The organism is Natrinema limicola JCM 13563 (genome assembly GCF_000337475.1).
GTDB classification, from domain to species: domain Archaea; phylum Halobacteriota; class Halobacteria; order Halobacteriales; family Natrialbaceae; genus Natrinema; species Natrinema limicola.
This window is the reverse complement of sequence record NZ_AOIT01000047.1, coordinates 17,162-42,039: the sequence shown is the minus strand read 5'-3', so window position 1 is coordinate 42,039 and position 24,878 is coordinate 17,162. Positions and strand designations below refer to the sequence as shown.

Annotated in this window: 24 protein-coding genes; 12 read left to right on the top strand and 12 right to left on the bottom strand. The window is 63.8% G+C overall.

The genetic code is table 11. The features are described from left to right. Positions 1–9: 9 nt before the first annotated feature. From C476_RS11715 to C476_RS11695, 5 genes are all read right to left on the bottom strand, one after another. The gene (locus C476_RS11715; RefSeq protein ID WP_008013170.1) at positions 10–1,002 is read right to left on the bottom strand and encodes an alanine dehydrogenase; all 993 of its coding nucleotides are present in this window, start codon (positions 1,000–1,002) and stop codon (positions 10–12) included. Between the two features lie 71 nt (positions 1,003–1,073). Further along, complete coding sequence (locus tag C476_RS11710; protein WP_008013169.1) at positions 1,074–1,841, bottom strand: class I SAM-dependent methyltransferase; 768 nt, start codon at positions 1,839–1,841, stop codon at positions 1,074–1,076. Between the two features lie 424 nt (positions 1,842–2,265). Further along, entirely contained in the window at positions 2,266–3,927 is a 1,662-nt protein-coding gene (thsA, locus tag C476_RS11705) for a thermosome subunit alpha (protein WP_008013167.1), read from the bottom strand. A gap of 350 nt (positions 3,928–4,277) precedes the next feature. Then, on the bottom strand, positions 4,278–4,835 hold the full coding sequence (locus C476_RS11700) for a KH domain-containing protein (RefSeq protein ID WP_008013166.1): 558 nt from the start codon (positions 4,833–4,835) through the stop codon (positions 4,278–4,280). A gap of 124 nt (positions 4,836–4,959) precedes the next feature. Continuing rightward, on the bottom strand, positions 4,960–6,180 hold the full coding sequence (locus C476_RS11695) for a tryptophan--tRNA ligase (protein WP_008013164.1): 1,221 nt from the start codon (positions 6,178–6,180) through the stop codon (positions 4,960–4,962). Between the two features lie 9 nt (positions 6,181–6,189). Between C476_RS11695 and C476_RS11690 the strand changes: the two genes are divergently transcribed. Continuing rightward, complete coding sequence (locus C476_RS11690) at positions 6,190–6,375, top strand: hypothetical protein (RefSeq protein ID WP_049911781.1); 186 nt, start codon at positions 6,190–6,192, stop codon at positions 6,373–6,375. A 34-nt stretch (positions 6,376–6,409) separates the two neighbouring features. On the opposite strand, the gene rio1 is transcribed toward C476_RS11690, so the two are convergent. Further along, positions 6,410–7,285, bottom strand: coding sequence for a serine/threonine-protein kinase Rio1 (rio1, locus tag C476_RS11685; protein ID WP_008013163.1), 876 nt, complete (start codon positions 7,283–7,285; stop codon positions 6,410–6,412). A 144-nt stretch (positions 7,286–7,429) separates the two neighbouring features. On the opposite strand from rio1, the gene C476_RS11680 reads away from it, so the two are divergent. The 3 genes from C476_RS11680 (at position 7,430) to ligA (ending at position 11,377) form a co-directional block, all read left to right on the top strand. Then, positions 7,430–8,830 carry a selenium-binding protein SBP56-related protein gene (locus tag C476_RS11680; RefSeq protein ID WP_008013161.1) on the top strand — a complete coding sequence of 467 codons (1,401 nt, stop codon included), beginning with the start codon at positions 7,430–7,432 and terminating at the stop codon, positions 8,828–8,830. 8 nt (positions 8,831–8,838) lie between these two features. Further along, a complete protein-coding gene (locus C476_RS11675) occupies positions 8,839–9,204 on the top strand; it encodes a 2Fe-2S iron-sulfur cluster-binding protein (protein ID WP_008013159.1) in 366 nt (121 codons plus the stop codon). 88 nt (positions 9,205–9,292) lie between these two features. Next, positions 9,293–11,377: an NAD-dependent DNA ligase LigA gene (gene ligA / locus C476_RS11670; RefSeq protein ID WP_008013158.1), complete on the top strand. Its 2,085-nt coding sequence runs from the start codon at positions 9,293–9,295 to the stop codon at positions 11,375–11,377. 42 nt (positions 11,378–11,419) lie between these two features. Here the strand turns inward: ligA and C476_RS11665 are convergent, their stop codons facing one another. From C476_RS11665 to C476_RS11645, 5 genes are all read right to left on the bottom strand, one after another. Next, positions 11,420–11,608 carry a hypothetical protein gene (locus C476_RS11665; RefSeq protein ID WP_008013157.1) on the bottom strand — a complete coding sequence of 63 codons (189 nt, stop codon included), beginning with the start codon at positions 11,606–11,608 and terminating at the stop codon, positions 11,420–11,422. Positions 11,609–11,666: 58 nt separating this feature from the next. Then, positions 11,667–12,638 carry an ArsA family ATPase gene (locus tag C476_RS11660; protein ID WP_049911791.1) on the bottom strand — a complete coding sequence of 324 codons (972 nt, stop codon included), beginning with the start codon at positions 12,636–12,638 and terminating at the stop codon, positions 11,667–11,669. A gap of 90 nt (positions 12,639–12,728) precedes the next feature. Next, positions 12,729–13,688 carry an ABC transporter permease gene (locus tag C476_RS11655; protein ID WP_008013152.1) on the bottom strand — a complete coding sequence of 320 codons (960 nt, stop codon included), beginning with the start codon at positions 13,686–13,688 and terminating at the stop codon, positions 12,729–12,731. Further along, the gene (locus C476_RS11650) at positions 13,685–14,617 is read right to left on the bottom strand and encodes an ABC transporter ATP-binding protein (RefSeq protein WP_008013150.1); all 933 of its coding nucleotides are present in this window, start codon (positions 14,615–14,617) and stop codon (positions 13,685–13,687) included. The genes C476_RS11655 and C476_RS11650 overlap by 4 nt, the downstream gene beginning before the upstream one ends. A 112-nt stretch (positions 14,618–14,729) precedes the next feature. Beyond that, a complete protein-coding gene (locus C476_RS11645) occupies positions 14,730–14,999 on the bottom strand; it encodes a hypothetical protein (protein WP_008013149.1) in 270 nt (89 codons plus the stop codon). A gap of 172 nt (positions 15,000–15,171) precedes the next feature. On the opposite strand from C476_RS11645, the gene C476_RS11640 reads away from it, so the two are divergent. The 5 genes from C476_RS11640 to C476_RS11620 all read left to right on the top strand — a co-directional run bounded on the left by C476_RS11640 (position 15,172) and on the right by C476_RS11620 (position 19,777). Next, a complete protein-coding gene (locus tag C476_RS11640) occupies positions 15,172–15,852 on the top strand; it encodes a hypothetical protein (RefSeq protein WP_008013147.1) in 681 nt (226 codons plus the stop codon). Between the two features lie 26 nt (positions 15,853–15,878). Next, a complete protein-coding gene (locus C476_RS11635; protein ID WP_008013145.1) occupies positions 15,879–17,621 on the top strand; it encodes an excinuclease ABC subunit C in 1,743 nt (580 codons plus the stop codon). A gap of 633 nt (positions 17,622–18,254) precedes the next feature. Continuing rightward, entirely contained in the window at positions 18,255–18,551 is a 297-nt protein-coding gene (locus C476_RS11630) for an SUI1 family translation initiation factor (RefSeq protein WP_008013139.1), read from the top strand. A gap of 161 nt (positions 18,552–18,712) precedes the next feature. After that, positions 18,713–19,192: a GNAT family N-acetyltransferase gene (locus C476_RS11625; RefSeq protein WP_008013137.1), complete on the top strand. Its 480-nt coding sequence runs from the start codon at positions 18,713–18,715 to the stop codon at positions 19,190–19,192. A gap of 102 nt (positions 19,193–19,294) precedes the next feature. Then, positions 19,295–19,777, top strand: a complete 483-nt coding sequence (locus C476_RS11620; protein ID WP_008013135.1) for a GNAT family N-acetyltransferase — start codon at positions 19,295–19,297, stop codon at positions 19,775–19,777. Between the two features lie 37 nt (positions 19,778–19,814). Here the strand turns inward: C476_RS11620 and C476_RS11615 are convergent, their stop codons facing one another. After that, positions 19,815–20,234, bottom strand: a complete 420-nt coding sequence (locus C476_RS11615; protein WP_008013133.1) for a hypothetical protein — start codon at positions 20,232–20,234, stop codon at positions 19,815–19,817. A 192-nt stretch (positions 20,235–20,426) separates the two neighbouring features. Between C476_RS11615 and nrfD the strand changes: the two genes are divergently transcribed. The 3 genes from nrfD (at position 20,427) to C476_RS11600 (ending at position 24,521) form a co-directional block, all read left to right on the top strand. Next, positions 20,427–21,761 (top strand): NrfD/PsrC family molybdoenzyme membrane anchor subunit, encoded by a 1,335-nt coding sequence (gene nrfD / locus C476_RS11610; RefSeq protein WP_008013131.1) that lies wholly within the window; start codon positions 20,427–20,429, stop codon positions 21,759–21,761. A gap of 179 nt (positions 21,762–21,940) precedes the next feature. Further along, entirely contained in the window at positions 21,941–23,167 is a 1,227-nt protein-coding gene (locus C476_RS11605; RefSeq protein ID WP_008013129.1) for a putative manganese transporter, read from the top strand. Between the two features lie 238 nt (positions 23,168–23,405). Next, positions 23,406–24,521 (top strand): lamin tail domain-containing protein, encoded by a 1,116-nt coding sequence (locus tag C476_RS11600; RefSeq protein ID WP_008013127.1) that lies wholly within the window; start codon positions 23,406–23,408, stop codon positions 24,519–24,521. Positions 24,522–24,878 lie beyond the last annotated feature (357 nt).

The window sequence follows — 24,878 nt, the reverse complement described above, 5'->3', positions numbered from 1 at the left end:
GCCTGCTTCTTACCCGTCGACACCGACCAGATCGAGCCCGTAGCCCGCCCCATCGGCCGACGCCTGCTCGTAGACCACGTGCGCGGCCGCCACGTCCTGGATCGCGAGTCCGGTCGAGTCGAAGACCGTGATGCCTGTCTCGTCGCTCCGTCCGTCTTTCGCCCCGACGACGAGTTCGCCGATCTCGCCGTAGATATCTGCGTCCGTCAGCACCCCCTCGCCGTAGGGGACGTTGATCTCACCCGAGTGGGTACACTGCTCGTGGTCGTCGATGACGATCCGAGCCGCCTCGAGCACCGCGTCGGCCAGTTCGTGTTTCCCCTCGGCGTCGGCCCCGATGGCGTTGATGTGGGTGTGTTCGCCGACGTCCTCGAGGCTCACGATCGGGTCCTCGACTGGCGTTACCGTCGAGAGCACGTCACAGCTCCCGGCTTCTGCAATCGAGCCATCGCGGACGTCGAACTGGTCGTCGTAGGTCTCGACGAACTGCTCGACGCGCTCTTCGTCGGGGTCCGAGACGACGACTTCCTCGATCGGTCGGACCTCGCTGATCGCCTCGAGTTGCATATAGGACTGGACGCCGGCCCCGACGAGCCCGAGACTCGAGGCATCCTCGACGGCGAGATAGTCCGTGGCGACGGCCGCCGCCGCGCCGGTGCGTTTCATGGTGAGTGTCGTCCCGTCCATGATCGCAAGCGGGAAGGCGGTCTCGGGGTCGGAGTAGATCATCGTTCCCAGGACTGTCGGCAGGTCGTGATCCGCGGGATTGTCGGGGTGGACGTTGACCCACTTGAGTCCCGCGGCGTCCCACTCGCCGGTATCGAGGTAGGCGGGCATCGACCGGAAGTCGCCGTTGTACTGTGGAAGGTCGATATAGGACTTCGCGGGCATCTGTGTGTCGCCGCGCTCGAAGGCCCCGAAGGCACCTTCGACGGCGTCGATGACGTCGGCGAGTCGTGCGTACTCGTTGACATCGTCGCTGTCCAGAATCAGCGTGTTCATATTGGTGACTATTGGTGGTGACTACTTATATGTCGCCAGTAGCTACCGACAGCATGCACCACGGCGTGTTGTCAGACCGTCGCGTGGAGCAACACGATGCCGGTCCGATACGACGCGAGCCGGTCGCCGTCGCCCTCGTACGTGAACTCGAACGCCTCCGCGAGGTCTGCCGGCGCGTCGGATAGCAACGATCGAATCCGCTGGCGGTCTCTCTCGGGGACGGCCATCCGATCGAGCCAGGCGTCGACCTCGAGTTCTCGGCTCGTCTCATAGACCGTGTCGACCGTCAACCCCGTCGCCTCGAGCCAGTCGAGCCACTGCGCTCGGGAGTAGGTCTCGACATGGCTCGAGTCGCGCAGTCGCTCGATCCGATTGACGTAGGCCGCCAGGTCGGGATCGGCTGGCACGCAGAGATCCTCGAACGCGAATACGCCGCCCGGTTCGAGGACACGCTCGACTTCCGCAAGGAACGCCTCAGGATCGGGAAAGTGGTGGGCAGCGAACCGACAGGAGACCGCGTCGAACTGATCCGCGGGAAACGGGAGCCGTTCGGCGTCGACCGCCACGCCCTCGAGTCCACAGTACTCGGTCGTCGCCGTCTGGACCATTGCCGGCGAGAGGTCCGACGCGACGACCCTCGAGACACCAGCGTCGGCGAGCGAGCCGGCGACGTGACCTGCGCCAGTCGCCACGTCCAGCGCACACGTCGCGTCACTGCACCAGTCGATGAGTTGCTCGAGGTCTGCGCCTTGCTTGAGGACGTTTCCTTCCAGATAGCCGTCCGTCGCGCCGCTGAAGGACTCCGCGACATCGCGTTTTCTGCCGGTATTGTTCGTCACTCTCTCCACTTGTAGTGAAAAATACATGATTGTTTCGTGTGGAGTGTTGACGAACGGTCGGCTGCTCTAAGTTCTGAGGAATTGGATGGGAGAATTGAATACGGAATGACGACGAACTGACAACGAAAGATGGGGCTACTCAAAACGAGAGAGACGGTGATGCAAGCGGTACTAGCTCCCATCGCGAGCGGCTAGGCTTGGACCCACTGTCGGCGAGTGAGCGGTTCGAAGAACCCGAGCGGTGCGTGGTTCGGAGCCCCGAGGGCGAGAACCACGAAGTTCGCGAACGGGCGAAGCCCGTAAGCGACGCCGTTCGCCGAGCGCTCCGCGCTCGGGCCGACGAGCGACCAACGGGAGCGAGGAGGCTTTTATACTAAATTTTGCCGAGGGCCGCCTTCGGCGGCCCGCAGAGCAAAATTTAGTTTCACATCATGCCGCCCATGCCACCGCCCATACCGCCCATGCCGCCCATGCCACCGCCGCCCGGCGGCATCTCGTCGTCCTCGTCGTCGTCGTGGGAGACGGCGAGGTCGCCAGCGGCGATGACGTCGTCGATGCGCAGCAGCATGACGGCCGCCTCAGTGGCGGATTCGATGGCCTGGGTCTTCACGCGCAGCGGCTCGTAGACGCCTTCGGCGTCCATGTCGATGGTGTCGCCGGTGTAGGCGTCGAGGCCGGCACCGGTGTCGCCGCCGTCGTGGGCGCTGCGCAGTTCGACCAGCGAGTCGATGGGGTCCAGCCCAGCGTTCTCGGCCAGCGTGCGCGGGATGACCTCGAGTGCGTCGGCGAAGGCTTCGACGGCGAGCTGCTCGCGGCCGCCGACGGAGTCGGCGTAGTCACGCAGGGCAAGCGAGAGCTCGATTTCGGGTGCGCCGCCGCCGGCGAGGACTTTGCCGTCCTCGATGGTCGTACGCACCACACCGAGGGAGTCCTCGATGGCGCGGTCGATCTCGTCGATGACGTGTTCGGTGCCACCGCGGAGGATGAGGGTGACAGCCTGGGCGTCGTCGACGTCCTCGACGAAGATGCGCTGGTCGCCAGCGATCTCCTTCTGGGCGACGCTGCCAGCGAAGCCGAGGTCCTCGGCGGTCAGGTCGTCGACGCTCGAGACGGGCGTCGCGCCGGTCGCGCGGGCGAGCTGGCTCTGATCGCTGGATTTGACGCGGCGGACGGCGATGATGCCCTCTTTGGCGAGGTAGTGCTGGGCCATGTCGTCGATACCGCCGTCGACGAAGACGACGTCGGCACCGGCGTCGGCGACCTGCTCGGCCATCTCGCGGAGCTGGGCCTCTTCCTGTTCGAGGAACTGCTCGAGCTGGTCGGGGTCGGTGACGTTGACCTCGGCGTCGATCTCGGTCTCTTTGATCTCTAAGTCGCCGTCGACGATCGCGACGTTGGCGTCCTCGGCGAAGTAGGGCATGTTCTCGGAGACGCGCTCCTTGTCGACGATGACGCCCTCGACGAGCTCGGAGTTCTCGATCGAGCCGCCGACGACCTTCTCGACTTTGATGTTGTCCGTGTCGACGCCGTCGTCGTCAGCGACCGCGCGGACGGCATCGACGACGAGCTCCGAGAGGAGGTCTTTGGCGCTTTCGGCACCCTTGCCAGTCATCGCCGTCGCGGCGATCTGCTCTAAGACCTCGGTGTCGTCCTCGTCGACGTCGATGGCGATCTCTTCGAGCGCGTCAATCGCTTCCTCGGCAGCCTCTCGATACCCCTGCGCGAGGGTGGTCGCGTGAATGTCCTGGTCGAGGAGGTCCTCGGCCTGACTGAGGAGTTCGCCGGAGATGACAACGGCACTCGTCGTGCCGTCACCGACCTCTTCCTCCTGTGTCTCGGCGACTTCGACGATCATGTCGGCCGCGGGATGGTCGATCTCCATCTCCGAGAGCAGGGTGACACCGTCGTTGGTGACGATGACGTTGCCCGAGGAGTCGACGAGCATTTTGTCCATCCCCTTCGGGCCGAGCGTCGTCCGAACCGATTCGGCGACGGCTTTCCCGGCCTGGACGTTCATGGACTGTGCGTCCTCGCCGGAGGTGCGCTGGCTGTCCTCCGAAAGTACGATGAGGGGCTGGTTGCCCATCTGCTGTTGAGCCATAGTCACCCGAACGATTGTTTGCTATTCTATATAAACCTTTTGCTACCTGCTAAATAGGAACTCTCAATCACCCCTTCGTCTGTCGTTTTCGAATTACTGGTTGTCGGGTATTTATACCGCTATTTCTCGAGAACGACCGCTCGACTGATACGGACTCCGATCAGTCAGTTCCGGCGCACCCGCGACCTGTCCTGCGGGTGCGCCGGTAATCAGTGATAGCAGACCGTATGACGCGTCGCTGGCGACTCGAGTCCCAGTCAGAAGCGGTGGAAGACGACTAGCCGGTCACGTGTCACCAGCCCGAATGGCCACCGAAAACGGGTGGGAAGGGGAAATCAGGACTGGCCACCGGGGAACCGGTGGTATTCCAGTCCCTGATGTTTCATCTCGTTGTGTTTCTCCTCGAGGAAGGAGTAGACTGCGCCGTGGGGCGCGCCGTCGAGCAGCATTTCGGCAGCGCTGCGGACGGCGTCGACTTCCTGTGGGGCACCGATGATCCCGAGTGTCGAGCCGTAGATGACGACGTCGGCACCGGTCAGTTCTTCCATCAGTTCGCGGGTTCGGCCACCCTCGCCGATGAGCCGGCCCTTCTTGCGTTTCATGTCGTTTTTGTTGCGCGAGGCGGCGTCGATATCGACGACGTCGAATAACATCATGTCGTCCTCGAGGAGCCGTAGGGCGTCCTCGGGTGCAAAGCCGCGGCCGATCGCACGAACGATATCGGGACCTTTGAGGCCGAGCACGGGATCGCCGACGGTCTCGACAGCGACGGAGCCGTTCTCCGAGTCGATGTCGAGTCGTACTTCCGCTTCCGCCTCAATCTCGCGCATCGTCTCGCCTCCTTCGCCAATAAGAACGCCGATGCGGTCCTGCGGAATCTTCACGTGCTGCATACAGTCTGTTACTGGCTGGGTGAGGTTAAGACCTTGGTCCGCGAACGTTGAAGACTGTAAGACTGTTCGTCTCGACCACACGCAGGCGTCTCTGGCGGTAAACTGGCGGTAGCCAATGGCAAAGCTACTCGAGTACCGATGGGACGCCGGCTCGCTCGAGTGCTTGCTGTCGTTCCGCGTCGGTGAGTCGATACGGCTGGATTTCAGTCGCTAGCTCGCCCAGCACAGCGCGCCGGCGCTGGTGTGCCGCGAGAAACGTGGTGATTCGATCGATCGCGATTTCTTTCAGTTCGCCACTGAGCAGGTCGCCCGACCGATAGTCGGCCGCAATACGCTCGAGTTCGGCGTCGTCGGGCTCGAAGAAAAAGCGGAGATACTGGAAGGGAACGTCGACGGACGGATCGCCACCCCTCTCGCGATGTTCCTCGATGGTTGCCCGGCCGCCGGTGTAGGCGTGCGTCCGGATCGTCTCGGCGACCGTTTCCGGAGCAGCAGCGAGCTCGATCGAGGGGGCATCGGCGGAGGAACTCATCTTTCCTGGTCCCTCGAGACTCGGAAGGAATCGGCCGAGGAGGGCTCCGGGTTTCTCGACGGGGAGTGCCTCCTTCGCGGCGATATCGCGACAGACGCGAACGTGTGGATCCTGATCGACGGCGATGGGGACGAGCGTCGGCTGTCGGCCGCCGACGAGTTGCGGAAGCAGGAGGTGTGTCGCCTGGACGGCAGGATAGAACTGGAGGCCGACGGTGTCTTGCTCGCCGTAGACGGCCTCGACGGTGGCCGGCGTGAGATACGTTGCGAGTCGCACAGCGAGGGGGTAGATCACGTCTGCATCGACGGTATCGATGATGAGTCTCGTCCTGTCGGGATCGAAGCCGACGGCGAGAATATCGCGGAGGTTCTCGCGAGTATGGTGTCCGATTTCTGCGAAGGACTGTGCTTTCGCGAGGAACTTTTCGTCATCAGAAAGCGGGATGTAGACCGTTGCTCCCGTCTCTTGCTGGAGCCGCTTGGCGAGATACAGCGGAAGAACGTGACCGAGATGCATCGTCCCCGACGGTCCTCGTCCGGTGACGATCGCGTGCGGCGCATCGGCTTCGGCAGCCTCGAGATAGGAATCCACGTCCCGACCCGCATAGAACGTGCGACGACGGAGCAGCGGGTGATCGGGAAAGCGAGCGACCTGTTCATCTGTGAGCCGATCAGCCCCGAACCGGTCGATGAGCTTCTCGTAGTCGATCTCGCCTTCGACGGCATACGGGGTAACGGTGAAGTCGTCAGTGGCAGTGGCGGTCCGTGTCTCGGTCGCGTCGGTATCGGTTTCGGTGTGGTCAGTGGGTGACATTCACAGTGGATGGCGACGGCAACAGCTGGCAGTCGGTTCCAGCGAAAACGAGCAGAGGGAGCGATCGCCGCCGCAGCCGCCGGGTTAGGCCGCGTCGCCCGCCGCGACGACACTGTCCGCTCTCGAGGGCGCGTGCCATCGCCACTGCCAGCCGAGAGCGGACATCAGTACGACTATATTTCGGGCCGACAATAAAGAGGATTTCGAACCTGGCTGACAGGAGTCCGTCTCAGTCTCGAGACGGGTCCGGCTCCGGACTCGTGACGAACTCGAGCAACTCGTCGTCGGTCACGTCCAGTCCCTGCCGGGAGAAAAACGAGGCGACGTTCCGGCAATCGCGCTCCAAGAACTCGCGGCTGTTGGGGTGGTGGACGGTGACGGCCTGCCCGAGGTCGATGAGCACCAGTTGACCCTCATCCTCGTCGAAGACGACGTTGTACTCGCTCAGGTCGCCGTGGATCAGGCCCGCCGAGTAGAGCCGACGCATATACTCGCGCATGACCTCGTAGGCGGTCTGGGGGTTCTCGATGTGGACCTCGCCGAGGCGTTTCGCGCGACCGTCCTCGGTGCCGATGTACTCCATGACGAGGACGTTGCGCTCGGTCGCGATCGGTTCGGGCACCCGCACCCCGGCCGCTTGCGCTCGCCGGAGGTTTGCAAGTTCCTTTTTCGTCCACGCGAGGACGACGTCTTTCTTCTGGCCGCCCAGTCCTTCGAAGCGCGGGTCGCCCTCGAGGTAGTCGCGCATCTGCCGGAAGTTCGAGGCGTTGATCCGGTAGATCTTGACCGCGACCTCGCGGTCGTCGCCCAACGCGTGATAGACGTTCGCCTCCTTGCCAGTCGAGAGCGGCCCGCCGAAGGCCTCGACGTAGCCGTCCTGGACCAGTTTGTACAGCGCCGCGAAGGTCGCGTCGTCGAACACCGACTGTTCGACTTTGAACTGGTCGGCGTCTTTGATGCGCTCCTCGAACTGCTCGAATTCCCGGTCGCGCTTGCGGGCGATCCGATCCGCTTCGGTATCCGAGACGTCGATCTCTTCCCACTCGTCGCCTGGGGTCTCGGCTTCGTCTACGTCGACCAGTCCGAACTCCGTTCCCTGTCCCATCTAGTCGGTCGTAGTGGCTCTGAAGGGTAAAGTACTGGGTCTCATTTGGCGACGTGTCCTCGAGGTTGAAAGTAACTGGTTGGCTTAGTTCGGCTGCTGTAACTCTCGAACAGACTTATCTACCTGTTCGTAGTCCAGGACTCTATGAGTGATGCTAGCACAGGCGGTGGCGCGGAGTCGGATCATGACCACGCCCATCACCACGAGGGGCCGGGCTATACAACGCCACAGGCTGCCATCGAGGAGGGCGGACGGGAGAAACTGGCCTACGTGATGAGTCTCTACGTCGGCACTGACGTCGACGCGCCGGACTTCGTGGCGGTCGTCGACCTCGATCCCGAATCGGACACGTACTGCGAAATCGTCGATCGCGTCGAGATGCCCAACCGCGGTGACGAACTCCACCACTTCGGGTGGAACGCTTGTTCGTCGTCGTGTCACATGGAAGGCCTCGAGCGCCAACACCTGATCGTTCCCGGCCAACGTTCGTCGCGGCTCCACGTGATCGACGCCGCAGATCGCCGGAATCCCGAACTGATCAAAGTGATCGAACCCGAGGAGGTCTTCGAGTACGACCTCTCGGCACCGCACACGGTCCACTGCGTTCCGGACGGACAAATCTTGATCAGCATGCTCGGTGATGCCGACGGCGACCTTCCCGGCGGCTTCCTCGAGCTCAACGAAGACTTCGAGATCGAGGGTCGGTGGGAGCCCCCGGGCGAGATCGAGATGAACTACGACTACTGGTATCAGCCACGCCAGAACGTGATGGTCTCGACCGAGTGGGCCGCGCCGAAGACCTACTATCCGGGCTTCGACTTAGAGGACGTCGAGGAGGGCAAGTACGGTCAGAAGATCCACTTCTGGGACTGGGAAAACGGCACTGTCGAGCAGACGATCGACCTCGGCGAGGACGGCCAGATTCCACTCGAGGTACGATTCCTCCATACGCCCGAATCGACGCACGGCTTCGTCGGGACCGCGCTCTCGTCGAACATGTTCCACTTCTGGCGCGACGAGGAGGCTGGCGAGTACCGCGCCGAGAAGGCGATCGACTTCGAGGCCCGCGAGCATCCAGACTGGGACATGCCCGTTCCCGGGCTGACGACCGACATCCTGATCTCGATGGACGATCGCTACCTGTTCGGCTCGAACTGGCTCCACGGCGAGGTCTGGATGTACGACATCTCGGACCCGTCGAACCCGCGACGGGCCGACTCGCTGTCGGTCGGCGGTACCTTCGGCGACGTCCGCGAAGTCCAGGGGCGGGAAATCGTCGCTGGCCCGCAGATGCTCCAGCTCTCGCTGGATGGCGAACGGCTCTACTGGACCACGTCGCTGTTCTCCTCGTGGGACGATCAGTTCTATCCCGAGGAGGCCGAACGTGGCTCGGTAATGTTGAAAGCCGATGTCGATCCCCGAACAGGCACTCTCGAACTCGACGAAGACTTCCTCGTCGACTGGGGCGACTGCCCGGCGGGCCCGGCCCGCGCCCACGAGATCCGCTGGCCCGACGGCGACTGCACGAGCGACGTCTGGCAGTGACTGCGCCAATGGCGAGCCATGAGGTCCGCCTCGAGTGGCCGACCGGCCGGACGAAGACGGTGACGGTCCGCGAGGACGAGACGGTCCTCGAAGCGGCCGGACGCGAGGGGATCGGACTGCCCTACGGCTGTCGAACCGGTGCCTGCGGGACCTGTACCGGTCGGCTGCTCGAGGCCACTGGACGCGAGTCGAGCGACGATCAGGGCCTCGACGTCGACGACGCGTTTGCGTATCGCCGGTGCCAGCGAGCGCTGAAGGATCGACACCGGTCGGACGGCTACGTCCTGTTGTGTGTCGCCGAGCCGCGAGCCGACTGCCGGCTCGCTGTCGGTCCCAGCGTCCATACGGAACTGGTCGAAAACCCGTGGAAATGAGGCTGCTCGCCGACCCAATCTGGGCCGAAATAGCTCGATCGCGTCGCTGTCAGTACCGTTAACGGGGGCGAGCCGCTACCCTCGGGCAATGCCAGCCGCCGACGAGAACGCGGACGCGGACAATCCCTATCTCCGGGAGCCGCCGACCGATTTCGCGCCGATCGAAGAACTGTCGGAGACCGAGGCCGAGCAGCAGGTCGAGCAACTTCGCGAGGCCATCCGCGTCCACGACCGCCGCTACTACGTCGAACACGAGCCGGTGATCGCCGACCGAACCTACGACACGCTTTTCGCTCGTCTGCAAGCCCTCGAGGACGAATTCGACCTCGCCCATCCCGATAGCCCGACCCGCAGCGTCGGCGGCGAGCCGCTCGAGGCGTTCGAGACGGTCGAACACGTCGCGCCGATGCTGTCGATCGACGCGAGTGGTGAGGCCGAGGACGTTCGAGCGTTCGCCGACCGCGTCCAACGCGAAGTCGGGACCGTCGAGTACGTCTGCGAACCCAAGTTCGACGGCGTCTCCATGGAGTTCGTCTACGAGGACGGCTGGCTCGAGCGTGCCGTGACCCGTGGAGACGGCCGCGAGGGTGACGACGTGACAGCCAACGCGCGCACCATCGGCTCCGTCCCGCAGCGACTCCACGGCGACTACCCCGAATTCCTCGCGGTGCGAGGCGAGGTCTACATGCCCAAAGACGCCTTTCAGGACTACAACCGCGAGCGCATCGAGCGTGGCGACGAGCCCTTCGCGAACCCTCGCAACGCCACCGCGGGCACGATCCGCCAACTCGACCCGTCGGTCGTCGCCGAACGGCCGCTGTCGGTCTTCTTCTTCGACGTGCTCGAGGCCAGCGACCTCGCGGACAGCCATCAGGCCGAACTCGAGACGTTTCCCGACTACGGCCTGCGGGTAAACGACCGGGTCGAGGTGGTCGAGAATATCGAGGGCGCGATCGAGTACCGCGACCGCATGCTCGAGGCCCGTGACGAGTTAGACTACGAGATCGACGGCGTCGTGATCAAAGTCGACGACCGCGAGGCCCGCGAGGAACTCGGCCGGACGGCCCGTCACGACCGCTGGGCGTACGCCTACAAGTTCCCCGCCCGCGCGGAAGTGACGACCATCGCCGACGTGGCGGTTCAGGTCGGCCGAACGGGTCGGCTGACGCCCGTCGCCCTGCTCGAGCCGGTCGATGTCGGCGGCGTCACCGTCTCGCGGGCGAGCCTGCACAACCCCGCGGAGATCGCCGAAAAGAACGTCAACGTCGGCGATACCGTCCGCGTCCAGCGCGCTGGCGACGTGATCCCCTACGTCAAGGAAGTCGTCGAGAAAGGCAGCGAGGGCCACTACGAACTGCCCGCCACCTGCCCCGTCTGTGACAGCCCCGTCGAGCGCGACGGCCCCATCGCGTTCTGTACCGGCGGGCTGGGCTGTGACGCCCAGCTGCGTCGGTCGATCGAGTACTACGCGGGCGACGACGGCCTCGACCTCGAGGGGCTGGGCGAGAAGAGCGTCCGCCAACTGGTCGACGCCGGCCTCCTCGACTCCGTTGCCGACCTCTATGCCCTCGAGCGCGAGGACCTGACCGACCTCGAGGGGTGGGGCGAGACGAGCGCCGCGAACCTCCTGTCGGAAATCGAGGCCAGCCGCGAGCCGCCGCTTGCCGATTTCATCTCGGCGCTTGGCATCCCCCACGTCGGCCCGACGACGGCCCGCGAACTCGCCCGCGAGTTCGGCACCTTCGCGGCGTTTCGTACAGCCGCGGAAGCCGAGCCAGACCGGCTCGAGGACGTCGAGGAGATCGGTGAGACCGTCGCCGAGACGATCCACGACTTCGTTACGAGCGAGGCCAACGCTGTCGTGGTCGACGAGATCCTCGAGCACGTCTCGCCACAGGAAGCCGATACCGGCGCTGGCGGCGACGAACTCGACGGGCTCACGTTCGTCTTTACCGGCTCGCTCGAGGGAGTGACCCGCAGCGAAGCACAGGACACGGTTGAATCTCACGGCGCGAACGCGACGAGCAGCGTCTCGGGCAACACGGATTATCTCGTCGCCGGCGAGAATCCGGGCGCGACGAAACAGGATGACGCACGGGACAACGACGTGCCGATCGTCAACGAAGACGAGTTTTGGGCGCTGCTCGCGGAGCGGGGGATCGACCTCGAGTAGTCACTCGAGAACGCAGGCCTCGAGCCAGACCACTGGGGGACCTCACCCGCGGCGAGTGAGCACCACGACGACCGCAATCACGGCGGCGGCAACGCCGATAAGCATCGGCACAAACTGTCCTGAGCTCCACTCCCAGCCGAGATACTGGGTCCCGATGATGGCGACGAGCGCAACGACGATGCCGATCGCCGTGATGGCCGGCGACGAGGTCCGACCGATCGAGAGTGCCATGGTCGAATGTTATCGAACCAACACAATAAGCGCTGGGCCGATCCTGTCAGATGTCCACTCAGGTCGGCATTCGCTCGGCGATAATCGACAGCGACTCCCGCCCGTGTACCTCGCCCTCGAGGTCCGGCAGCGTCACGACCTCGAGGTCGGGGAACGTCTCGTGGATCTCCGCGAGTCGGTCCTCGTGGCGGGCCTGTCGGGACTGACAGCGCGGACAGCCCTCGTGTGGGTCCTCGAGCACCCGGTTGACGATCAGGCGCTCGACGGGCACGTCGGCCTCGCGAAGTCGCGCGACGAGCCGTTCGGTCTCCGCGATGGCCATTTGCTCGGGTATCAGGACGACCCGAAACTCGGTTCGGTCGGGATCGACCAACAGTTCGCGAGCGCGCTCGAGCCGGGCCTGAAACGACGCGAGGCTCTCGTCGTCGTCCTGGTTGCCGAGCATCGACAGCGGCCCGAACATCGCCGTGCGGGCGGCCGAGCCGATCCGGCGGGCCTGCCCGCGTAGCGACTGGGCCGTCTCGAGGGCGTTGCCCATGATACCGGGCATATCGAACAGCCGCAGTGTGTGGCCCGTCGGTGCGGTGTCGAAGACGATTACGTCCCACTCGCCGGAGTCGACGTATTCGACCAGCAAGTCGAGTGCTGCGATCTCGTCGCTGCCGGCCGGCATGCCGCCGGAAAACAGCCGTTCGATCTCCGCATCCGAGAGGCTGATACCGGCACTGCGCAGGTCGGCCGCAAGCGCACGCGCCAGTTTTTCGTAGCGCTCCTGTTGTGTTGCCGGGTCGATTTCGACGCCCCACAGCTCGCCTTCGGAGTGTGTCTCGGCCTCGAGCGGGCCTGATAGCTCGAGTGCGGTCGGTTCCGAGTCGATGTCGGTCTCGAACGAGTCGGACAGCGAGTGGGCCGGATCGGTCGAGACGACGAGCGTCCGCTGCCCGGCGGCGGCAAGCGAGAGTCCGGTGGCCGCAGCACAGGTCGTTTTGCCGACGCCGCCTTTGCCGCCGTAGTAGATGCAGTCGGTCACGGCCACGGATACCACGGTCGCTGACATAAACGGTGTCCCGACACCGGAATCGCACGTCTCGATGGAGGCGGCAGACGCCGGCCGGTGCGTTCAGATATCGACGCGATCGAACCGATACAGCGCGACGGCGAGCGGAACGACGATCCAGAACAGCAGGATCAGCAGGGAGAACCAGTCCTGCAGGAAGAACGGAAGCCCGTCGGGGAAGGCGGCCTCGTTGAACGACGTTCCGATCCGGTCACTCGAGAGGGAACTGAACAGCGTGACCGTGTTCTGGTAGGCGTTGCCCGGGTCGATCATGTCGATAAACAGCGCCCAGTCGGGGAGTCTGGTCGTCTCGATCTGTTGGCCGGCAAAGTTCGTCGTCGTGTAGGAGACGCCCTCGATGTAGCCACGTTGCATCAGGAGGCCGAGTGCCGTCCGGATCGAGTTCCAGACGATGTAGAAGAGGACGAAGACGCCGAACATCGCCGCGCCGGCCATCGTCGTCGATCGGGTCAGCGACGACAGCGAGACCGCGATGCTCATGTACGCGAGCCCGTAGACGATCGTCATCGCAAGGAAGGCGATGTACGCGGGGAACGAAAACTCCGAGACCGCGAACACGACGGCGACCATCGCGATAAGGAAGCCGATAAGCAACGATAGCGAGAGCACGGCCGTCCGACCGAGCAGCTTGCCCAGTAGCACGTCTTTCCGAGAGTGAGGCAGCGACAGTAAGATCTTGATGCTACCCGCTTCGCGCTCGCCGGCGATGGCCTTCCAGCCGAGGAGCAGCGCGATCAGCGGGATGATCAGCTTACCCACCTGACTGACGAGGGCGATGAAGCTGATCGTCGTCAAGTTGTCCGGATTCGCCCACGAGAGGAATCCGGCAAGAGCGGCCATCAGCGTGAAGAAGAACGCGCTTAGTCCCCAGAACAGCCACGAGCGAACCGCATCCTGGAAGTCCTTCTTCGCGACCGCGCGGACACTCTCTGTGTCGATCGAACTCGCGGGCGAGCTGCCCGTGTCCGTCGCATCCGTCCCGGCTCCGGTTTCGGCACTCATTGTGCGTGCACCTCCGTTTCCGTATCGGTCGTATACGACTGGAAGACATCGTCGAGCGAGGCTTCGGTCGTCTCGAAGTCCCTGATCTCGATGCCGCGATCCTCGAGCACCGAGAGGACAGCCGTCTTCGAGCCGTCGACGGTGACGACGACCGTCGGCGGTGCTTGAGACTCAACGGTGGCGTCGGTGACGTCGGGCAGCGAACGGACTGCCTGCAGGGCGTCATCGTCGATCCGATCGACGGTGACCTGTAGCGTCGTCCCGCCGTCGACGGAGCTGCGCAGTCCCTCGACGGAGTCGACGGCGACCATCTGGCCATCACGCAGAATGCCGACCCGGTCACAGACCGTCTCGACCTGTTCCATGATGTGACTCGAAAAGAAGACGGTCGCGCCCCGTTCGTTCTCCTCGCGGACGATCTCGCGCATTTCGCGGGCCCCGTTGGGGTCGAGGCCGGTGGAGGGCTCGTCTAAGATCAGCAGGTCGGGCTCGCCGACCAGTGCCATCGCGAGCATGAGCCGCTGGGCCATCCCTTTCGAGTAGCCGCCGGCTTTCCGGTCGATCGCATCGGCCAGGCCGACGCGCTCGAGCAGCGCTTCGGGGTCGTCGGCGGCGTCTTTCGAGTCGATGACGAACTCGAGATGCTGGCGGGCGGTGAGCCGGTCGTACAACTCGACGCCTTCGGGGAGCACGCCGGTTCGCCGGCGGATCTCTCGGCTCTGTCGCTGGGCGTCCATGCCGAGGACGTTGGCCGACCCCGACGTCGGGCGGACGAAATCGAGGAGAACGTTGATGGTCGTCGACTTGCCGGCCCCGTTGGGCCCGAGAAAGCCGAACACCTCGCCGTCCTCGACCTGGAAGGAGAGCGCTTCGAGTGCGACGGTCTGACCGAACCGTTTGGTCAGCTCGTCGACTGTGATAGCGGGCATGGCTGTGTGGTCGGAGCGGTGCCCGATAAGGTTTGTGCCACTCGAATTACGGCTGAATTCATCAGTATCAGCCGATCCAACGGCAGATATAGGGGTGAACGGATATCCCGCGTCAGATCGGATCGTCGGGATCGTACCGCTCTGCAGTCCGCTCGGCCTCCGTGGCGTAGCGCTCGCGGGTTTCGTCGTCGGGCACCGCCTCGAGTTCGTCTTCGGGAATCTCGACCGCTGCGGTGACTTGCGGGCCGGTCCGCAACGCCGTCGAGGACCGCTGGCGCTGCTGATAGCGCGAGCCATCCGGCGTCGCATAGACCAGCGTGACGAAATCGCGGTCGCCCAGTTCCCGTTCGACCAGCCAGCACTGCACCGTCGAGTCGCTCATAGCCGACGAGTTTGCAGTCGAGCACCGAGAATGTACCGCGTTCGCGCTGTCCGTCCCGAAGGGATTGCCTACGGATGCGAACGGTGAGCGTACACGCGCGAATGACGCCCATATGCGCGTGAACGAGCCCCGACGTACTTGATGGTCGACGGTGGACGGGTGACGACCACCGATGGCCGGACGCCGAACCGAACGCAGAGACGAGTGGCGCGAGCGCGTCGACGAGCTGTGTTACGACGGCGAACACGTCGAACGCCGCGTCGACCTCGAGCGCGCGACGGTCGTCGTCACGACCCAGCGCGTGCTGGCGTTCGTTCCCACCACTGCTGGCCCGGCCTTTCGCCATGTCGATCGACCGAACGTCGGGACCGTCACCGTCGAGACGTCGCAGCGACTGGCCGCTCTCTGTGCGGGGGTCGTCGCCGCGTTCGCTGGGGTCGCCGCGGTCGAGACGGCGACCAGCGTCAACTTCGCGTCGTTCGCGCCGTCCGTCAGCCTCGACGGACTCGCCCCTCTGCCCGGCTCCGACCTCGTTGTCGGCCTCGTCGAAGCCGTCCTCACAGCGATCGAGACGGTACTCGTGGCCCTCGAGTGGAGCGTCCTCCTCGTCGGCGTCGCTGCGTTCGTCGTCGCCGTCGGGCTCGGTGCTTACTACGCTCGCTCGCGCGCGCGACTGCTCGTCGTGCGCGTCAGCGGCGACGACGACCTCGAGATCCCCGTCACCGGGTCCGATCTCGAGTCCGATCCCGCTATCACCCTCGAGGCTGCGATTCGGCCGGGATCGGGCTCGACGCCCGCGTGTGAGGAACGCCCCGGCGAGCATGGTCGGGTCGACCTCGAGGAGTCAGGCTGAAACCGTCACGCTCCGTAGGGCCGCCGATGAACGCCGATGGGGTTCGCGAGCGTGCCGGATCGCTGCCGCGAGAGCCCGGCGTCTACCAGTTTCGGGAGGGTGAGACGACGCTGTACGTCGGGAAGGCGGTCGATCTTCGTGACCGGGTGCGGTCCTACGCCGACCCGCGCAGCGCGCGGATCGGACGGATGGTCGATCGGGCCGACGACATCGAGATCGCCGTCACCGACACCGAGACACAGGCGCTGTTGCTCGAGGCGAACCTGATCAAGCGCCACCAGCCCCGCTACAACGTCCGGCTCAAGGACGACAAGTCGTATCCGATGGTCCAGGTGACCGACCACGACGCGCCGCGGATCGAGATCACTCGCGATCCCGACGAGTCCGCGACCGTCTTCGGCCCCTACACCAGCAAGCGCCAGGTCGAGACCGTCGTGAAGGCGCTGCGCGAGACCTACGGGATTCGGGGCTGTTCGGACCACAAGTATGCGGGTCGCGACCGGCCGTGTCTGGACTACGAGATGGGGCTGTGTACCGCCCCCTGTACCCGCGAGATCGATCTCGCGAGCTACCGTGAGGACGTCACTGCCGTCGAACGGTTCCTCGAGGGCGAGACTGGCATCCTCGCCGATCCGCTGCGCCGGGAGATGGAAACCGCTGCCGAGAACCAGCACTTCGAGCGCGCGGCGAACCTGCGGGATCGACTCGAGACCGTCGACGCGTTCCACGGCGAGGGCGGCGAGGCGGTTCAGTCGGTCGGCGACGAGCGAGCCGTCGATGTCCTTGGCGTTGCCATCGAGGGTGACGACGCCACTGTCGCCCGCCTGCGCGCCGAGGACGGCAAGCTGGTCGACCGGGACCGGCACACGCTCGAGGCACCCGGTTCGTCGGCGGACGGCGATAGCGTTCCAGCCGTTCTAGCAGCCTTTATCGTTCAGTATTACGCCGAACGCGAACTGCCAGACGCCCTTCTGTTGCCCGAACGCCACGGCGACGAGGAGGTCACAGCTTGGCTCGAGACCGAGGGCGTCGCGGTTCGCGTCCCGGGTGCCGGCCGAGAGGCCAAACTCGTCGACCTCGCCCTGAAAAACGCTCGGCGCAACGTCGGCCGCCGTGACGAGTGTGGCATGCTCGCGGACGCCCTCGACCTCGACGCAGCCCGACGGATCGAAGGGTTCGACGTGAGCCACGCACAAGGGACAGCGGCGGTCGGTAGCAACATCACCTTCGTCGACGGCAGCGCCGAGAAACGCGAGTACCGACGGAAGAAACTCACCGATCAAAACGACGACTACGACAACATGCGCGCCTTACTCGAGTGGCGCGCTACGCGGGCCGTCGAGGATCGCGACGGCCGGCCCGACCCCGATCTGTTACTGATCGACGGCGGCGAGGGCCAACTCCAGGCCGCCCGCGACGCACTCGCTGCGGTGGGCTGGGACGTCCCGGCGGTCGCGCTGGCGAAAGCCGAAGAACGCGTCGTGACGCGGGAGCGGGAGTATGCGTGGCCCAGTGATGCACCACACCTGCATCTCCTGCAGCGTGTGCGTGACGAGGCCCATCGCTTTGCGGTACAGTACCACCAGACAGTTCGTGACGAGGTAAAGACGGTATTAGATGACGTCGAGGGGGTCGGTCCCGAGACCCGGAAGCGGTTGCTCGGGCGATTCGGCAGCGTCGAGAACGTCCGTGACGCGAGCCTCGAGGACCTGCAGAGCGTCGAGGGAATCGGCGAGAAGACCGCCGCGACGATCAAGTCGCGACTTTGAGGGTGCTCGCGAACACGTCTCACCGTGGTGTGATCCGTGAGCAGCGGGGTCGTCTATCGCAGCCACTCATGGCTGTGGCTGAGATCTGCCGTCCGTCGTTTGCGGGGTGGACCGCTCAGAACTCGTAGTGAGCGATCTCCCGTGAGTTGCAGTTCGAGCACCGGTCACGGTCTGGTGCGAGCTTTGTCCCGCAGTTTCGGCATTCGTACAGCCCCGTGTCGTCGGGTTTCCCGCGTAGTGTTCTCAGCACACCCATCTTCTGATCCCCCTTATCTAGGGGATTGGCGTGTACAACCATTAACATTATCGGGGGTTGGGGTGAGACTCACGTTCTTTCGACAGTCGGTCTGAGGGGACGCTCTCGGGACGTCTGCACTGAATCTCTGGTTACAGGGCCGTCGTGCGACCGGAGTAGTCATACGGTCTGCTGTCCCGATGTCCCGGTGCAACCGCAGTACGGGTCGCGGTCCCACCGGCACTGACTGACAGGAGTCCGTATCAGTGGCTCCGATGGACGGCGAACCGTCCGATTGTGACACCTGCCACAACCCTTGCTCGCATCGTCGACGATCGATCGCTAACTCGTTGCGACAGCAAGGACAGGACTATCCCCGCGCACAGCCATGTGGCTGTATGGCAGACGAAGACGACCTCGAGGACCTGCTCGAGGAACTGGATACGCAGGGTGACCTCGAGACAGCCGAACAGGTGTTATCGCTGCGGATCGAGAAACGACGCTACGACAAGCCGGTGACGATCATCGAGGGGTTCGACCTCCCGCAATCGGAACTCAAGTCGACCGCATCAGCCCTCAAGAGTGCGCTTGGGACCGGTGGGACGGTCGACGAGGGTCGAATCGAACTGCAAGGTGACCACCGCGACCGCGTGCCGGACCTCCTGCGCGAGCGGGGATTCGAGATCCGCGAGTGATACGGTCTGCTGTAACGATTTACCGGTGCAACCGCAGTGCGGGTTGCGGTTGCACCGGAAATGACTGACAGTAGTCCGTATGAGCCCACACCACGACCGATTTGGTTTCGTCTCGTGTTTCTGGCAAGGAGTTATGTATATCCACCATTCAATGATGAGGTATGGACATTCGATCCGCGACAGCCGCTGATTTTGAAGCGATTACGGAAGTCGCCCGTGAAACCTGGCACGCGACCTACGACGAGCTCGAGGCCGATATGATCGACCGGACCGTCGACGACTGGTACACTGACGACTCGATGCCGCTTGAGGCACCCGGCACGATCGTCCTCGTCGCGGAAGAAAACGGCGACCTCGTTGGCTTTACCCACGCCGTCGCCCAGGGCGACACTGCCGATATCCTGCGGCTGTACGTCCACCCGGACCACCAAGGCGAGGGGATCGGGTCGGCCCTCCACGAACACCTCCTCGAGGAGATCGACTCGTACGATGTCGACCGGCTCCGGTCGTTCGACTTCGCGTTCAACGACGCCAGTCGCGCGTTCTACGAGGGGCTTGGCTTCGAGCAGACCGACGAAGGCCAGGTCGAAATCGACGGCGAGTACTACCCTGAAGCGGTCTACACGTTCGACTTCGCGTAATCAACGCGGCCACATACGGATTCGACCACTGATTTCGACTGCTGGCCGATACCTAACTGAGATGGTGCAACCACTTTGCTGTTCGCTCCCGTATCACACAGTATGGAGATACGACCAGCGAGCCACGACGACCGCGATCGGATCAGAGTCGTCGCCCGCGAAACCTGGCACGATACCTACGACGAACTCGATGCCGAGACCATCGACGAGACGATCGAGGAGTGGTATAGCGACGAGGCACTCGAGACGGCGTTGACGAAACCGGGGACGGCCTTCCTCGTCGCAGAACGGGATGGGGAGATCGTCGGCTTTACTCACGGCGTTGTCAGCGAAGCGGAAGGCGATGTTCTGCGCATGTCCGTCCACCCGGACCATCAGAACGAGGGCATCGGCACCGCGCTGTACGAGCGACTGCGTGAGGACTTACAGGACTTCAATATGGAACGCATGCGCGCGATCGACCTTGCCTCGAACGAGGGCGGCCGGGAGTTCTACGAGACTCGCGGCTTCGAGCCGACCGACGAGGACGACGTCGAAATCGGCGGCGAAAAGCGACGCGAGGTGGTCTACACGCTCGAGCTGTAAGCCACCGGGAACGAACCGACGGCATCGGATCGCCATCCTAAGATCGGTTGGCGATCCCGATGTTGAGGTCGTCGTTTGAACAAGACAACTCGAGAAGCTGCCCCGTAAACCACAGTGTCCGCTTGCTGCCCGCTGGGACGAAGAGACTCCGGCTCGAGGGGAGGCTGGTCGGATTCGTGACGTATCTGTTCTCGCCAACCCGACCTGTGACGCGCACCGTCACGCGACCACCGCTGCCTGGACACGCCTGTACCGTTACTGCACCGGTCGACCAGTCGTCTGCCGTCAGTGCCGCGTCGTTGCAGCCACGGGTCTGGATGGCTCCACCGCCCTGTGCTGCACCCGGCTCTGACAGTGCCGTCGCACCCGTCAGCGCACCGATTACGCCGAGCAACGTGCGCCGTCGTGGGGACGCTCTGTCGCTCTCGCTCGAGTCGGACGGATTGTCATCGGTCATTGTGACCACCACTCATTGTCTACGGGCCGAAACGTGATATATTGCTGTTACGATTCGACGAACTGGTCTCGCGGTGAACGCAATCGGGGTGAGAGATTCAACGATGGTGACCTAAACAGGCCGATCAGTCGAACCCTTGCAAATGCACCGTACGGACGCAAGTGGAATGACGGTGTGTCTAATGGTAGCACGATGGGGACGAAAACGCCGAGCGAGGCCGATATCCTGCGACCGGTCGGATCGACATCGAGAACGTACTTCATCATGGTCGCCATCGCGGGGCTGGCGTTTGTCGCCTTTCTCGTGGGATGGGCCTACCAGCTTCAGGAGGGACTGGTCGTCACTGCCCTCGGTGACTGGGGGAGCGGCGGCGGTGCCACGTGGGGGATCTACATCGGCGCGTTCATCTGGTGGGTCGGGATCGCCCACGGCGGGATCATCCTCTCGGCCGCCGTCCGCCTGCTGGGCATGGACCGGTACATGCCGGTCGCCCGACTCGCCGAGTTGCTAACTCTCAGCGGGCTCTCTGCGGCGGGCTTTTATATCATTGTCCACCTCGGTCGCCCCGACCGGATGGTCACCAGCGTCATCGGCCACTACCACATTACGGTCCACAACTCGCCGCTGGTGTGGGACGTGACCGTTATTACGGCGTACTTCGTGCTGACGGCGACCTACCTCGGGCTGACGCTCCGATACGACGTGACCCGGCTACGCGATCAATTGCCCGATCGACTCGATCCGATTTATCGGTTTATGACGATCGGCTACACTGAAACGGAAGATCGGATCGTTGAGCGAATGGTCTGGTGGCTTGCGCTCGCGATCATCATCATGGCACCGCTGTTACTCCACGGTGGCGTCATCCCGTGGCTGTTCGCGGTGTTGCCGAACTATCCGACCTGGTTCGGCGGCGTGCAGGGCCCGCAGTTCCTCACGATCGCGCTGACGTCTGCCATCAGCGGCGTGATCATCCTCTCGTTTGCGTTCCGCCGCGCGTACGACTGGGATCACATCATCACTGACGATATCTTCCGCGGACTGTTGCTCTGGCTCGGGTTCTTTTGTCTGCTGTTCCTGTGGCTGCAACTCCAGCAGAACATCACTGGTCTGTTCAAGGCCCCTGTCGACCTGACCATCGCAGCCCTCGCCAGAGCCACCAATCCCATCTACCTCACGTCGATGTCGCTGGTCTTCGTGACCCTGTCGTATATTTTCGCCCAGACGATCCGACCGGCGCTGTTCACCAGGCGACGGGCCATTATCGCCGGCCTCGCCGTCCTCACCGCGACGATCCTCGAGAAAGTCCTGTTCGTCGTCGAGGGGTTCTTACACCCTACCTTCGACGTCTACGAGGCCGTCCCGGGCGTTTACGTGCCGGGGCTGATCGAGGTTCTGTCGATCCTCGGGACGATCGGGATGGTCTGTCTGTTCTTCCTCACCGTCGCCAAGATCTTCCCCGTGGTCGAACTCCACGCGATCGAACACCTGCGTGACGGCCACGAATCGATCAACGACCACGAATAGCGTCGCAAAATCCAGTTTTCTCGCGCTTCGACCGGGCAGGGGGTTGAACGCTGGCAGATTTCGTTCTCGCGTAGCCATCGGGACGGACCATCAGTAACTATTTATCCAACGGTGCTAACTCTCTTTTTAGAGATGTCTAATCCTTGCCCTCCTCGCCTCCGAATCGCAGGTGAGACGGCATGAACGAGCTGCTGAACGTGTTCCTCGCGTCGCTTCGCGACGGCTACGTCCAGGTAAGCGCGTTCGTCGCGGTGACGGTGCTTGCGTTCGGACTGGTCCAGTATCGCACGGACGGTGCGCTCATCGCCGCCATCGAAGACAACGAGCGACTGCAGGTGCTCTTCGGTGGCTTGCTGGGACTGACGCCCGGCTGTGGCGGTGCGATCGTCATCATGCCGCTGTACCTCCGGGGGACGGTCAGTTTCGGGACCGTCGTCGCGACGCTCGGCGCGACCGCCGGCGACTCTGCGTTCGTCATCCTCGCGCTCGCGCCCGAGGCCGCACTGTACGCCTACGCCGTCGCCTTCGCGGCCTCCGTCGCGACGGGGTATCTGGTCGACTCCGTCGGCCTCGGCGTTTCGCGAGTCGACGCCGCCGTCGCGCGCCTCTCACCCGCTGCACGGCCCGACGGCGGCACTGCCGTCAACGGCGGCGTCACGCCGAACCCGGCTCACGACTACTGCGGGCCAGCCCCCACTCACGCCCACGAGGCGGGACCGGACCGTCGCTCTCGAGTCCTCACTCCGCTCTCCCACCTCGCACACATCACGTGGTGGGGGACCGCCATCGCCGGCCTCGGCCTCGGGATACTCTACTTGCTTCGTGGCGGCCCCGACGTCACACTCACGCTGGGGGTCGGCTTCGATGGCCTCTTTACGGTCGTCGGCATCGCCGGCGCAGTGCTGTCGCTGTACCTCTATCTGATCGGCCGCCACTACGTCGGTGAAGGAGAGATCGCACGGGCTCGAGACTCCTTTCACTCGGCTTACGACGCGCTCACGCATGCGGCGATGGAAACCAGCTTCGTCACCGTCTGGGTGCTCGTAGCCTTTCTCGTCTACGAGTATGCCGTGCTCCTGACGGGCGTAAACGTCGCAACCCTCGCTGCGACGGCGGGCGTACTGGCTCCGATCGGTGGCGCGGCCGTCGGGCTGATCCCCGGCTGTGGGCCCCAGATTCTGCTGGCCAGCGTCTACGCCGAGGGCGGACTGCCCTTTTCCGCGCTGACTGCCAACGCGATCGCTCAGGACGGGGACGCTCTATTTCCGCTGCTGGCCGTCGACGCCAGGGCTGCCGTCGTCGCCACGATCTATAACTTCTTGCCTGCTGTCGTCGTCGGTGTCGCGCTCGACCTGTTGTGGGGCCCCGTCTTCGGCATGGCGGAGTTCGGATTTGGCGTGCTCTGAACCCGTTCTGATCGCTATCGCAGCGTGTTCGGTGCTGTCGGTGGTGCAATCGCATCGATCACGTAGTTCACAGATTCTGTTTGGTGGAGCATTATATTTTAATAGTATGGGTTAGATATTATATGGTAACAAATGCATACTATGCTCGTGAGGGACACCAAACTCCTTCTGCGGTCGGTCGGTGGAAGCCATAACGGCCCGTTCGATAGCGCTACAACCGGGGTGGATCGGTGAGACGATGCGTCGACTCTCACAGATAAAAACGGCCGTTCAAAAACGGCTTCCCGCGGTTACTCGATCGCCGATCGCGGCGTTGATTTTCGCGTTGATCCTCCTCGTTGTGGTTGCCGTGGTGGGTGTCGTCAGATACGAGTTCCCGTCAGGAATTTCCACGGACGCGTGGATCTCGTCACCGCGGCTCGTCCTCTGGAGCAGCATCGTCGTTCTCGCGATCGTCACGATCGGTGGTTACCTGCTCTATCGACGGTACGAGGAGATGTTCCTCGATCAGTGGAGGCAACTGTCGAATTGGGCGCAGGCGATCATCGCTGGCACAGTCTGTGGGGCGCTCGTTGCAACCGGTCTCGGTCTCGCTACCCTCGCTGGAGCGGTACCGCTTGCGTTCGTCCCTGTGTGGTCGCTGATCGCATGGCTTATCGCGACCGTCTGTACGCTCCGCCAGCGCCGCACCCCGAACCCGGACGATTCCTCGTCCGCGCTCGAGTCGATGCTCATCACGGTCGGATACGCGCAGGCCAAGCACCTCCAGACACGCACGCTCGCTGGGATCGTGGGCCTTGCCGGTGCCGTCCTCGGGAGCGTCGGCGTTCGTGCGCTACTCTTGTGGTTCAACGTACGCCTCACACTGCTTCAGACTGCTTTCCTCGCTGTGTGCGTGTGGCTGGTTGCAACGGTGATCGTCTACAATCGCTACGCGTCTACGATTACCGATCGGACCGACCTCGAGTTCGTCGCGGTCTCGAACCCGGAACTGCGAGACGGCCGCGAGGTGACGATCAAAAACACCGGAACCGCCCCCATCGACCTGACGCAAGCGAAGCTTCGTGACACGAACCGTGACTGCTATCAGTTCGATGGCGGCGTCACGCTCGGGCCTGGTGCATGCTGTTCGTTCGCGGTTCCGGCGTCGTTTTCGCTCGAACCGAACGAAGCCACGACGGCACTTCCGCTTGGGTATACCCTTACGCAGGGGAGCGAATACCCGATGCTCTACACTCGAGACGGCGAGCAGTTCGTACTCCAGAGCGGGACTGCGGTGCGTGATCGTGATTCCACCCACGATACGACCCGACAGCCGGTCGGGCTGGGTGCCGACCCAACGCCACAGGAGTAGCCAGACTCGGATTGTACCATGCTATGTGACGATTTCGAGCGCGGGTCGACAGTGCGAGAGATCAGCGTCCTTCGCCAGCAGCCGACGACGACAGACTCGTCGATGGGGCTCGAGTCGGGCAATCGTCAACCGACCGCTCGACTCGAGTCCAGTGTCACGACTATCGCGACGCTGACACCTGGCCAGTTGGCCGGCGGACTCGGTGTCCGTATCGCCCGGAAACGGAGTCCAGTCGAGTTGTTGGTTCGGTTGCCCCATGTGGCTCGTCCTGACGACGAGCTGGGAGACGAGTCGGGGGTGTCGGTCGTGTCGCCGGCTCCGATTTCCGGGCAGATGGCTGCCCGCACGCGTTCGGGT